The 11,861-nt window shown below is 71.7% G+C and carries 10 protein-coding genes; 7 read left to right on the top strand and 3 right to left on the bottom strand.

Going from position 1 to position 11,861, the window contains the following annotated elements; genetic code table 11:
- Positions 1-122: 122 nt before the first annotated feature.
- The 3 genes from AB0M83_RS20150 to AB0M83_RS20140 are packed head-to-tail and all read right to left on the bottom strand — an operon-like array spanning position 123 to position 1,696.
- Positions 123-1,007 carry a sporulation-delaying protein SdpB family protein gene (locus AB0M83_RS20150; RefSeq protein WP_364519066.1) on the bottom strand — a complete coding sequence of 295 codons (885 nt, stop codon included), beginning with the start codon at positions 1,005-1,007 and terminating at the stop codon, positions 123-125.
- A complete protein-coding gene (locus AB0M83_RS20145; protein ID WP_364519064.1) occupies positions 1,004-1,543 on the bottom strand; it encodes an SdpA family antimicrobial peptide system protein in 540 nt (179 codons plus the stop codon). Before AB0M83_RS20145 ends, AB0M83_RS20150 begins: the two co-directional genes overlap by 4 nt.
- 6 nt (positions 1,544-1,549) lie before the next feature.
- Positions 1,550-1,696 (bottom strand): hypothetical protein, encoded by a 147-nt coding sequence (locus AB0M83_RS20140; protein ID WP_364519062.1) that lies wholly within the window; start codon positions 1,694-1,696, stop codon positions 1,550-1,552.
- Between the two features lie 289 nt (positions 1,697-1,985).
- Here AB0M83_RS20140 and AB0M83_RS20135 point away from each other — a divergent pair, with 289 nt between their 5' ends.
- From AB0M83_RS20135 to AB0M83_RS20105, 7 genes are all read left to right on the top strand, one after another.
- On the top strand, positions 1,986-5,036 hold the full coding sequence (locus AB0M83_RS20135; protein ID WP_364519060.1) for a BTAD domain-containing putative transcriptional regulator: 3,051 nt from the start codon (positions 1,986-1,988) through the stop codon (positions 5,034-5,036).
- 208 nt (positions 5,037-5,244) lie between these two features.
- Positions 5,245-6,015: an AfsR/SARP family transcriptional regulator gene (locus AB0M83_RS20130; protein WP_364519058.1), complete on the top strand. Its 771-nt coding sequence runs from the start codon at positions 5,245-5,247 to the stop codon at positions 6,013-6,015.
- A gap of 119 nt (positions 6,016-6,134) precedes the next feature.
- Positions 6,135-6,560 carry a cobalamin-dependent protein gene (locus tag AB0M83_RS20125; protein ID WP_364519056.1) on the top strand — a complete coding sequence of 142 codons (426 nt, stop codon included), beginning with the start codon at positions 6,135-6,137 and terminating at the stop codon, positions 6,558-6,560.
- Positions 6,554-7,873: a methylaspartate mutase gene (locus AB0M83_RS20120; RefSeq protein WP_364519054.1), complete on the top strand. Its 1,320-nt coding sequence runs from the start codon at positions 6,554-6,556 to the stop codon at positions 7,871-7,873. Before AB0M83_RS20125 ends, AB0M83_RS20120 begins: the two co-directional genes overlap by 7 nt.
- Entirely contained in the window at positions 7,870-8,850 is a 981-nt protein-coding gene (locus AB0M83_RS20115) for an asparagine synthetase A (protein WP_364519052.1), read from the top strand. Before AB0M83_RS20120 ends, AB0M83_RS20115 begins: the two co-directional genes overlap by 4 nt.
- Entirely contained in the window at positions 8,847-10,124 is a 1,278-nt protein-coding gene (locus AB0M83_RS20110; protein WP_364519050.1) for a glutamate synthase-related protein, read from the top strand. The genes AB0M83_RS20115 and AB0M83_RS20110 overlap by 4 nt, the downstream gene beginning before the upstream one ends.
- Positions 10,105-11,823, top strand: a complete 1,719-nt coding sequence (locus tag AB0M83_RS20105) for an amino acid adenylation domain-containing protein (RefSeq protein ID WP_364519048.1) — start codon at positions 10,105-10,107, stop codon at positions 11,821-11,823. The genes AB0M83_RS20110 and AB0M83_RS20105 overlap by 20 nt, the downstream gene beginning before the upstream one ends.
- Positions 11,824-11,861 lie beyond the last annotated feature (38 nt).

The following is an 11,861-nucleotide window of genomic DNA, read 5'->3' as shown; positions in this document are numbered from 1 at the left end:
ATCCTCACCGGGCGAAGGGGACGGCGTCAATAGTTTCGGACGGTTGGGGGTCTAGTTAATTCTCGACATAAAATAAGAGTCGTCCCGCGACCGGCTACCGTTAGCGCGTGGCACGCTTGCGGTCAAGGGTGCTGCGGGGCAAAGGTGGTGCCCGACGAGGCGGCCAGGAGGACCGCGCCGATCATGACGGCGCCGAAGCTCACCAGACCCATCAGCACCATGATGCCGCCGTGCAGCGGGACGGCGATCCAGGCGGCGGCCCGGCGGGCCCGGGGCGGCGCCCACAGGAGCACCGCGATCGCGAGTTCGCCGATGATCGTGCCCCAGCCCAGCAGGACCGTCGCCGGGCCTGGGCCGGCGAGAGCGCCGGCCCAGTGCTGCCAGAGCGGAGCGGCCCCGTAGTAGGGATCGAGGATTACCTCGCTCAAGGCCGTCCCGTCCCGCCACTCCGCGACGACGACCTTTGACAGGGCGGAGTCGAGGTAGACCACGGTGACCTGGGCGCGGATGACGAGGCCGGCCACGTGGGCGCTGCCCCGCCAGCGGGCGGGCAGCGGCTCACGGGGCACCGTCCATTGCCACTGCCTGGCGTCGCCCAGGCAGAGCGGGATGAGCAGCAGGGTGACGATCCGGGCGACGCCCTCGCCGCCGTTCGCCACGGTCATCGCCGCGCCGAGCGAGAAGGTCACGTACCAGTGCGGGACACAGGTCCACCGAGGCCGGTAGCCCACGGCGGTGACGACGAGGACCGCGCAGGTGACCAGCCGGCAGGCCGGCTGCGCACCCGGATCTCCGCCGGTCCAGCACCAGAAGGAGACCGAGCGGATCCCCGCGCACCGCGCGCCCGACGGCAGCTGCGCGGTGCCCAGGAACAGTGCGTCGTCCGAGGTGAACAGCAGGACGCTCAGCTCGGCGAGGGCGAGCAGGGAGCGCCCGGCCGCGAACCAGCGCTGCCGGGGTTCGAAGACGCTCGCGGCCGCCACCCAGCGATCCAGCAGGACGCTCATCCGCACGCCACCTCGACCGCCGCCAGCCGGAGCGCCGCGGTGGCACGCTGCGCCACGAACACGACCGGTCCGCACAGCGACGGGGTGGTCACCTCGTTCCGGACGGCCGGCCGCTCCGCCGGAGCGGTGGCGAGGCAGGTTTCCGCCTGGGCGCCACCGCAGGCGCGCCAGGCAACCGCCGGGATCCGGGCGGCGACGAGCTGGATCTCCAGCAGCCGGGTGTAGCCGCCGCGGTCGAGGCCGGTGGTGTTCTCCGGCGACCCCAGCGGAAAGGTCAGTGACGGTCCCGGACCGGACGGGACCCACCGGTAGGCCACCAGCACCCCGTCTCGGGGTTGTTCGGCGAAGAAGGACCAGCCCTGGGGCCAGAAGGCCGTGTAGACGTCGGCTTGGCGGTGCTGCCAGGCGCCGGCGAGCCGGCCGGGGAGCAGGTTCACGAGGCTGAGGACGAGCGCAACGGCGAGCAGACTCCCGGTGACGGCGATGCCGGCTTTCACTTCGCGTTGATCCTGCTCGCCGTCGCGCTCGATGGCCACAGTCGCTCAGCAGCCGATGCAGATCGACCCGTCGAGCCGTGACTGCGGCGGAGCGGCCTGGGCGGGAGCGGGCCCGGCCTGCCCCCCGGCGAGGATGACGGTGAGTGCGGTGAGCGCCGCGAGCGCCGTGCCGAGCAGCCAGTGTCGTTTCATTGTCGCCCCTCTTGTCGTTTCAGGACAATGTCCGGAACCGGCCACCACGAAACGGCTGTGGTAACCGGATCGGCTGGTTGGATTCAGCCGGGTTCAGACCGTAGCGATGGTCGCTACTCGCTCCCTATCGGTTCGGAGAACGTCCGCTATCGAAACAACCCGTTCGGAGCATCCCGGTGGCAAAAGCTGTCGGTAAATTGCTGGCGGACGCCGAATGGGCACGGCGTGAGGGGAAAGTCCGATGGAGTTTCGTGTTCTCGGGCCGGTCCAGGTTCGAACCGACCGGGGTATGCGTGCGTTGCGCGGTGCGCGTCAGCGGCGTTTGCTCGCCGCGCTCCTGCTGAACGCCAACACCGTGGTGCCCATCGAGCAGCTGATCGACCAGTTGTGGGACGACCCGCCCGACACGTCCCGCCAGCAGGTGCACAACGCGGTCGCGGCCCTGCGGCGCTGGCTCGTCGACGGTGGCGTGGAGAGCACGATCGTCACCGACGACGTCGGGTACCGGATCGTCGTGCGGCCCGAGCAGCTCGACCTGGCCTGCTTCCTCGACGCGGTCGGGACTGCCCGCGCCGCCGAGGAAGCCGGCCGGGTGGGCGAAGCGGTGGCTTCGTTGCGGACTGCCCTCGACCAGTGGCGCGGACCCGCCTTCGCCGGCGTCGGCGGCTCGCGGTTCGCCAACGCCGCCGCCAGACTGGCCGAACAACGATTGGCGGCGCGGGAAAAGCTCGTGGCACTGCGGCTCGACCTCGGGGAGCACGAGCAGGTCATCGGCGAGCTGACGGAACTCGTCGCGAGCGAGCCGCTACGGGAGTCGTTGCGGTGTTCTCTGATGCTCGCGCTCTACCGGAGCGGCCGCCAGAGCGACGCGTTGCAGGTGTACCGGGAGGGCAGGCAGTCGCTCGCCACGGAGCTGGGGCTCGACCCCGGCCCGGAGCTGATGGAGCTGCACAGCCGGGTGTTGCGCGGCGACGCCGAGCTGCTCGGCGAACTCGCGCCGTCGCAGCGGCGGAACCGGCCGGCCGAAGCGGCGGACCCGCGGCGGCCGCCGGATGACCGGCCTTCTTTCCTCCCGCACGGCACACGGGACTTCACCGGGCGTGACACCGAAATCGAGCTGCTGCTGGCCGAACTCGCGATCCGGCCGGGTACCGGGCCGGTCATCCTCGCGATCGACGGCATGGGCGGGGTCGGCAAGACCACGCTTGCCGTGCACCTCGGCCATCGGCTGGCGGACCAGTTCCCCGATGGCCACTACTTCGTCGATCTCCACGGTTACACGGCCGGACACGTCCCGCTGACCCCGGCCGCAGCCCTGGACCTGCTGCTGCGGTCGAGCGGATACCCGGCCGAACGGATCCACGGCGACCTCGCGGCCCGCGCCGCGCAGTGGCGTTCGCACCTCGCCGGCCGGCGAGTCCTCGTCGTGCTCGACAACGCCGTCGACGAAGCACAGGTGCGGCACCTGTTGCCCGGGACGAGCGCCGCCGCCGTACTCGTCACCAGCAGGCATCGGATGTCCGGGCTCGAAGCGGCGGTGCCGGTGTCGCTGGACGTACTGCCCCCGGACGACGCCGTCGAGCTGTTCACGAGGGTCGCCGGTGTCCGCGGCACCGAGGCCGAGCTCACGGACGTGGCGGAGGTCGTGCGCCTGTGCGGCAGGTTGCCGCTGGCCATCCGGGTGGCCGCATCCCGGCTGCGGCACCGCCTCTCGTGGACGGTCGGCCACCTCGCGAGCCTGCTCCGCGACGAGACCGAGCGCGCGCGGCTGCTGGCCGTCGGCGACCGGAGTGTCGCGGCCGTCCTGGAGGTGTCCTACCGGCACCTCGACGAACCGTCGCGCCGGCTGCTCGCCCTGCTCGGGGTGCACCCGGGGACCGATTTCGACCCTCCGGCCGTCTCGGCGGTCGGTGACCTTCCCCTGCCTGCCACCGAAGACCTCCTCGACGGGCTGGTGCAGGCGCACCTGGTCACCCAGCATTCGTCGAGCCGCTACCGGCTGCACGACCTCGTGCGCGACTTCGCTCGCACGGTGCTCCACGAGCGGGAGGACGCCGAACGGGTCCAGGCGCGGCACCGGCTGTTCGACCACTACCTGCGGCTCGCGAGTGTCTGTTGTGGACCGATCGCGCGCGGTTTCTCCCGGATCGAACCCGAGATCATGCACCCGCCGCGGTATGCGCCCGAGTTCGAGTCCGAGCCGGTGGCCATGGATCTGCTCAAGGCGGAGCTGCAGAACCTCGTGGCGACGGCGCGCGCGGCCATCGACGAGGACTGGGCCGGCTACGCGTGGCAGCTGCCGTGCGTACTGGAGCCGTTCTTCTCCCGGATCAACTACCGGGAGAAGAACTTGGACGTCTTCCGAGGTGCGCTGGCAGCGGCGCGGCGGCATCGCAGCGTGCGCGGTGAAGCCGCCGCCTTGACCAATATCGCGCTGATCCTCCGCGACCGGGGCTGGTACGACGAGGTCCGCAGGTTGCTGCTCGAGGCGATCCGGCTGACCAGGCAGACGGAGGACGAGCCCGCCGTCGCCTACCTGCTGGCCAACCTCGGAATCGCCCGCATCCGCGCCGGCGATCTGCCGGAGGCTTCGCAGACTTTTTCCCAGGCCCGCGAAATCGCGATGCGCCTGGGTGACCGCCAGGGGTACGCCGCCTTCACCAACAACGTCGGGGCGGTCGCGTCCCGGATGGGGCACACCGAAACCGCGTTGCACTACTTTTCCGAAGCGCTGGAAATCTGCCAGGACCTGGACTTCCGGCAGGGGGAAGCGATCACGCACATCAACATCGGTGAGGCGCACCTGCTGGCCGGGCGTCCGGACACCGCGGCCGAGCTGCTGACCCGCGGTCTCGTGATCAGCAAGCGGATCAGATACGAGCCAGGCACCTGCTTCGCGCTTTCCTGGCTGGGAGCGGCGCACCGCGAGCTCGGCGACCTCGGGCGGGCCCGAGAACTCGGACGGGAGGCGCTGGAGCTCAGCCGGGCGGCGAACATCGGCGAGGTCGAGTGCGACGTGCTGACGATGCTCGGGGAAACGGCGCTCGCGGCCGGACTGCTCGCCGAGGCCGCGCGCCTGTTCGAACAAGCGCATTCACGTTCGACGGAACTGCACCTGCCGTTGCTCGTCGGACGAGCCTGCGAAGGCCTGGCCCACGTCGCGCTGGCCGCCGGTGACGCCGAACGCGCCCGCCGGCACTGGGAAACCGCGCTCGACCGGTACCCCGCCGGAATCGCGGCGGCTCGCAACGCGCGGGACCACCTGGCCGCGCTCGGCGACGACCGGGTGACGTGCCAGCGGTGCCGGACGGCTCTCGCGAGCCAGGTACCTGGCGAATAGGACAGCGATAGCGTCCGCTCCTAGTGTTCCGGCGGAGACCGGAGCGGTGCCCTGGTGACGCGGTGACCGATCGTACGAACGCGAAGGCGTACGTGAGTTCGCGCTGTCGGTTGTCCTCTCCCATGTATCTCGCCCCGGTCCCGGCGCAACTTGTCGATGTCCGTTTTGTGCGGCAAAAGCGCCGAGGGGACGACCAAGGGGAGTGGGAATGCTGTCTTACAAGATACTCGGGCCGGTCACCACCGTGACCGGGGACGTGGAGTTTTCCGTCGGCGGGCCGCGGGAACGGAAGGCACTGGGGGTGCTGCTGCTCGACGCCGGCCGGCCGACAACCGTTGCCCGGCTGGCGGACGTGCTGTGGGAGGGGCGGCCGCCACGCAGCGCCGGTGCGCAGATCCGCAACGTGGTCGCGATCCTCCGCCGCACGATCTCCGAAGCCACCGGCCAGGCCGCCCCAATCCGCCGGGCCGGTCAGGGTCTGGTCATCACCGTGGCCGACGGCCAGCTCGATCTGGACGTCTTCCGCGTCCGGGCCCTGACGGCCGCCGGGCTGACGGACGCGGGGGACTACGCGCGCGCGGCCGGAGAACTGCGCCGGGGACTGGCACTCTGGCGTGGTCCCCTGTTCGGCGGCGCGGGTTCGAGCGTCCTGGACATCGACGTGTACCAGCTGGAAGAGGAACGCCTGGCGGCGCTCGAGCACCTGCTGGAGCTCGAGGTGGCCCTGGGCCGCTCCCGGGCCGTTGTGGGGGAACTGGCCGCGTTGACCGCGCGCTACCCGTTGCGGGAGCGGCTGATCGAGCTGTACATGCTCGCGCTCGACCGGTCGGGCCGGCGGACGGCCGCGCTGGAGGTGTTCACCACGGCGAGGGCGCGCCTGCGCGACGAGGTGGGCCTCGACCCCCGGCGGCAGCTGTCGGAGCTGCACGCCGCACTGCTGCGCGGCGAGGCCGGAACCGGGGTGCTCGCCGGGCCGTAGTCCCGCTTCCGTGCGATCTCGATACGTCTCCGGCTTAGCGTCGGCATCGAGGAACGGGACGACCGGTGATGGGAGCGACAGTGCGAAGCGGGCTAGGGACATCTCGGCCACCAGCCGCCATGGGCGGGCTCGAGGTGGTCATCACCACGATCGCGTCCGACTCGCACACCTGGAACCTGATCTTCCTCGAACTGCTGGTGCGGGAGTGGGGACATCGCGTGGTCAACCTCGGGCCGTGTGTGCCGGATGCGTTGCTGCGCGAGGAATGCTTGCGTCGCAGACCGGACCTGGTCGTCGTCAGCACCGTGAACGGGCACGGCGCCGACGAAGGGGGCAGGCTTGCCCGCACTCTGCGAGCGGCACCCGGGCTCGGCACCGTCCCGCTGGTGATCGGCGGGAAACTCGGGACGGGACAGGAAGATCCCGCCGGATCAGCCGGGAGCCTCCTCGACGCGGGCTTCACGGCGGTGTTCGGGCACGACGCCGCCGGCCTGGCCGCGTTCCGGCGGTTCGTGGACCGGATCGGGGCCGGTGTCCGGTGCTGACCGGGACTTCCGCCGCACCGGCCCCGACGGGGAACGCGTTCGCGGACTTCGTCACCCGTGCGCACCGGGCGGGGCGGCTCGTGGTCCAGCCCCGGATGGGCTTCAGCGATCCGGGCACCATGCGGTCGGCGCTGCTCGCGGTCCGGGACGCGACGGCGACCACGGTCGGCACACTGACCCTCGACAGCTACACCCGGGTCGGCGACCACGAGTCGGCGCGCCAGGCCCTCTGCTCGGGTACGCCGTTGAACGGGTACCCGCTCGTCGCGCACGGCCAGCGGACCAATCGGAGGGTGTTGGCCGGTGTGTCCGGCGCGGACTTCCCGGTCCAGGTGCGGCACGGCTCGGCGATCCCGCAGCGGATCATGACCGCCCTGATGCTGGCCGGGCTCGACGCCACCGAGGGTGGGCCTGTCTCGTACTGCCTGCCGTACGGCCGAACGCCGCTGCGGCATTCGGTGCGCAACTGGGAACAGAGCTGTGCGCTGCTCGTCCAGCTGCGCGACGCCGGGATCGAGCCGCACCTGGAGACGTTCGGTGGCTGCCTGATGGGACAACTGTGCCCTCCCGGTCTGCTGGTCGCGGTGAGCCTCCTGGAGGCGATGTTCTTCAAGCAGCACGGCCTGCGGTCGGTTTCGCTGAGCTACGCCCAGCTGGCGCACCCGGGTCAGGACCGGGAAGCCTTGCACGCGCTGCGCACGCTCGCCGGCCGGTATCTCGCCGACATCGACTGGCACTTGGTCGTTTACGCGTACATGGGGCTGTTCCCGCGGACCCACGCGGGCGCGCTGCTCCTGCTCGAAGAGTCTGCGAGGCTGGCGGCCGAGTGCGGGGCCGCCCGGCTGATCGTCAAGACGGTCGCCGAGTCCGAGCGGATCCCGTCCGTCCTCGAAAACGTCCAGGCGCTGCAGATCGCGAGCCTGTCGGCAGCGGCGGCGAACCGGGCACCCGAGCCGGCCGGTCCGGAGTCCCCGGTGCTGGCCGAGGCGAGCGCGCTCGTGCGTGGCGTGCTGGAGCTCGACGGCGACATCGGCCGGGCGCTGGTGGAGGCCTTCCGGCTGGGGCGGCTGGACGTGCCGTTCTGCCTCCACCCGGACAACGCCCGGCGGACCCGCAGCCGGCTGGGGGCCGACGGCCGCCTGCGCTGGGCGGACGTCGGCGGACTGCCGATCGACGGCGTCACGAGCCGCCGCGGGGGGCCTGCCCCGACTTCCGCGGACCTGTTGGCCTCGCTGTCTTTCGTGCGCGACAGGTTCGACCGGATCGCGGGGGCGCAGCGAAGTACCACCACACCGATCGGGAGGGCGACATGAACGAGTACGGCCGGGATCCGGGGGAGCACCTTCGCAGCCCCGTCACGCAGGCGGCGCTGCGGATCCAGAACCGCATCGTCACCGCCGCGCGCGAGTGCCTGCGGGACGCGGGTTTCACGGAGCTGCTGCTGCCGGTGATCGGCCCGGTCACCGACCCCGGCGGCCGGGGTTCCAAGCAGGTCGACGTCGACTTCTACGGCCACCGGTACAAGCTGATGACCAGCGCGATCCTCTACAAGCAGGCCGCGTTGCTCGGCTTTGATCGGATCTTCACGGTGGCGCCCAACGTCCGGCTCGAGCCGCCCGAAACCCAGGGCACGGGCCGGCACCTGGTCGAGTTCCACCAGATTGACGTCGAGGCTGCCGGCGCGTCGGGCGAGGAGGTGATGGCCGTCGCCGAATCCGTGGTGCGGCACGCGGTTTCGGCGGTCGTGACCGAAGGTGCCGCGGACCTGGCCTTGCTGGGGCGGGACCCGGCGTCGTTCGTCGAGCTGCTCACACAGCCGTTCGACCGGGTCACCCACTCCGAGGCGGTCGCCGACCTCCGGCGGTTCGGCCACGCCCAGAACCCGGACGCCGAGCTCGACTGGGAAGGGGAGGCACTGCTGTCGGGAAAGGCCGGGCGGCCGTTTTTCGTCACCGGTTATCCGAAGGGGGCCCGCGGGTTCTACGACCGCGAAGACGATCGGGAGCCCGGCCGGCTGCGCAACTTCGACCTGATCGCCCCCGAGGCGTACGGCGAGCTGGTCAGCGGCGGCGAGCGGGAGCACGACTACGCCCGGATCGTCACGCGGATGCGGGAGACCGCCGAGAACCCGGCCAAGTACGGCTGGTACCTCGACCTGGTGCGCGAAGGGATCCCGGCGAGCGCCGGGTTCGGCCTCGGGCTCGAACGGCTGACCCGCTACGTGGCCGGTCTCGGCGCGGTGTGGCAGGCGAGCGCGTTCCCGAAGCTGGCCGGCGTGGTCTCGCCGTGACGGGCCTCGAGGCCCGCGGGTTCCCCGAGGCGGCCGTCCGCGAACGGGCTCGATCCGGCGCCGCGGCGGCGTTCCCCGCCGAGGATGAGTACGGTCGCGGTCTGTACGGCGCCGGAACGGCGGGCAACAGGGGCGACGAGCTCGACGCAGTGCGTCTCGTGCCTCCGGTCTTCGTGCCGGAACGGCTGGAGAAGCTGATCGACCTGGGTCGGGAGCCCGGCCACGACGACGTCACGCTGGAAACCGAGATCGGCGGGTTCCGGTCCGAACTGCCCCTCTACGTCTCGGCCTTCGGCTCCACCCGGGCCGGTTCGTCCCTTGCGGTCGCCGTCAGCGCGCAGGCGGGGGCGCTCGGGATCCCCATGGTCATCGGGGAGAACGTGGTGCCGACGAGCGGTTCCCGGTCCGAGGCGGATGCCGTGCGCGGGCTGACCGCAAGGCTGCTGGCGTACACGGACGCGCTGCCGGGGGCGAGCGGAGGCGTCGTCGTCCAGCAGAGCACGGAGGACGCCGACGCCGAGGTGTGGAACCTGGTGTACAGCGCGCCCGAAGCGCAGCCGCTGCTGGATTCCGGGCGGCTCGCGTTCGAGCTCAAGGTCGGCCAGGGGGCCAAGCCGGGGCTCGGCGGTATGGCCATTGTGGACAGTACGGCGGCGACCGTGTCCACCGGCCGGTACCGTTCCGCGGACGTCCTGCGTGACGGCCGCCGCGTGCTGCGCTGCGCGACCCCGGGCACCTTCACCGAAGAGATCCTGCGCCAGCAGATCCGGTTCATGCGCAACAACTATCCCCGTGCACGGGTGTGGGTGAAGCTGCCGCCCGGCCGGGACGTCGGCGGTGCGGCCGCGGTCGCCTGGGCCGCGGGTGCGGACGCGGTCACGGTGGATGGCGCCGAGGGCGGCACGGGGTGGGCGCCGGAGGTGGCGCTCGAGCACCTCGGTCTTCCGCTCGCCGAGTGCCTCCGCCGGATCGAGACCGGGCCCGGCTGCTTGCTCGTCTCCGGCCGGATGTGGGAAGGAGCCCGGGTGGTGAAGGCGCTGGCGCTGGGTGCCCGCGCGGCCGGCCTCGGCCGCGCGGCCCTGCTGGCGGTGGACGAGGACGCGGCGGCCGGCCTGGTGCGGCTGGTGTCCTGCCTGCGGCTGGAGCTCCAGCTGCTGGTCAGCGCACTCGGCAAGTACTCCGGGCGCGCCCTGCGCGCCGAGGACGTGTGGCGTCCCGGTGGCGAAACCGTGGGCCGGATCCGGGAGGAACGCGATGACGAATCCGTTCGATGACGACGGCGGCTGTTACCTGCTGGTGGGCGGCGCGGCCGGGCAGCTTTCGCTCTGGCCGGCTGCCCACTCGGTCCCCGGCGGCTGGTCCGTCGTGCACGGCCCGGCGAGCCGGGCCGCTTGCCTGCGAGAAGCCGACGTGCGCACGCTTCCGGCGCCGCCGCCGCCCGTCGCCGACCTCCGCCTGCACCAGCTGTTCGAGCAGCAGGCGGCGGTCACGCCCGACGCGGTGGCCCTGGTGTTCGAGGGGACGCGCCTGAGCTACGCCGAGCTGAACGACCGGGCGAACGTCTTCGCCCGCCGGCTCATCGCCCGCCGCGTCGGCCGGGGTGACGTGGTCGGTGTCCACGTCGAACGCGGCGTCGAGCTCGTCGTCGCCCTGCTCGCCGTCCTCAAGGCCGGAGCCGGGTACGCCCTGCTGGACCCGCACTTCCCGGCGGCGCGGCTCGACGCGGCGCTGGCCGACAGCGGCAGCGCGGTCGTCGTGTCGTCACCGCGGCTGCGCGGGCAGCTGGCCGGCGAGCAGGTCGTCGTCGAGCCACCTTCAGCCGGTGAAGCCGTCATCGGGACGGCGAACCCCGCGGTGGCCGGCCACCCCGGCGACACCGCCTGCGTGATGTACACGTCGGGGTCGACCGGCAGGCCGAAGGGTGTCGCTGCGCCGCACCGGGCGCTCCTCGGCACCTACTCCGGGCAGTCGTACGCGAAGTTCGGGCCGGGCGAGGTGTTCCTGCAGTGTTCGCCGGTGTCCTGGGACGGCTTCGCGCTCGAACTCTTCGGCGCGCTGCTCTTCGGCGGGACTTGTGTGCTCCAGCCGGGCCAGAGCCCGGACCCGGCGCTGATCGAGGAACTGGTCGCCGTCCACGCTGTCACGATGCTGCAGCTGTCGTCGAGCCTCTTCAACTATCTGGTCGACGAGCACCCCGCGGCGTTCGCCGGGGTCCGGCACGTGTTCACCGGCGGCGAGGTCGCGTCGGCCGAGCACATCGCCCGCGCGCTGAGCCGGTTTCCGGGCCTCCGGGTGAGCAACGGGTACGGCCCGGTCGAAAGCATGGGATTCACGACGTGCCACGTGGTGCGGCCGGAAGATCTCACCGGTGGTCCGGTTCCGATCGGCGATCCGGTGGAACACAAGCAGGTGTATTTGCTCGATTCCCGGCTCGAGCCGGTTCCCGGCGGGGAAATCGGCGAAATTTACCTCGGGGGTGCGGGAATCGCGAATGGTTACCTGAACCAGCCCGCGCGCACCGCGGAACGTTTTGTGCCCGACGTCGTGCGGGCCGACGGTGGCCGGATGTACCGCACCGGGGATCTCGGCAGGCGCCGGCCCGGTGGAAAGCTCGAGTTCTGCGGCCGGGCGGACCTGCAGGTCAAGATCCGCGGGTTCCGGGTCGAACCCGGCGAGGTGGAAGCGGTGCTCGCGAAACACCCTGGGGTGAGCCGGGCCGCCGTCGTCGTGCGCGAGGACCGGCCCGGCGCGCGGCGGCTCGTCGCCTACGTCGTCGGCCGGGCCGGTGCGGCGCCGGTGCCGGTCGCGGCGCTGCGCGCGCACGCCGGGAAACTCCTGCCGGAACACATGATCCCCGCCGGTTTCGTGGTGCTCGAATCCTTGCCGCTGACCGCCAACGGGAAACTCGACCGGGCCGCATTGCTGGCGCTGCCCGCTTTCGGCCGGAACCGGCGGCCGCGGCCGGTCGCCTGAGCAATTCCGGGAATGCGCTTTCGATACGGGCGCATTGC

The organism is Amycolatopsis sp. NPDC051106, assembly GCF_040682775.1.
In the GTDB taxonomy this organism is placed as follows: domain Bacteria; phylum Actinomycetota; class Actinomycetes; order Mycobacteriales; family Pseudonocardiaceae; genus Amycolatopsis.
This window is presented reverse-complemented; position numbering and strand designations above follow the sequence as displayed.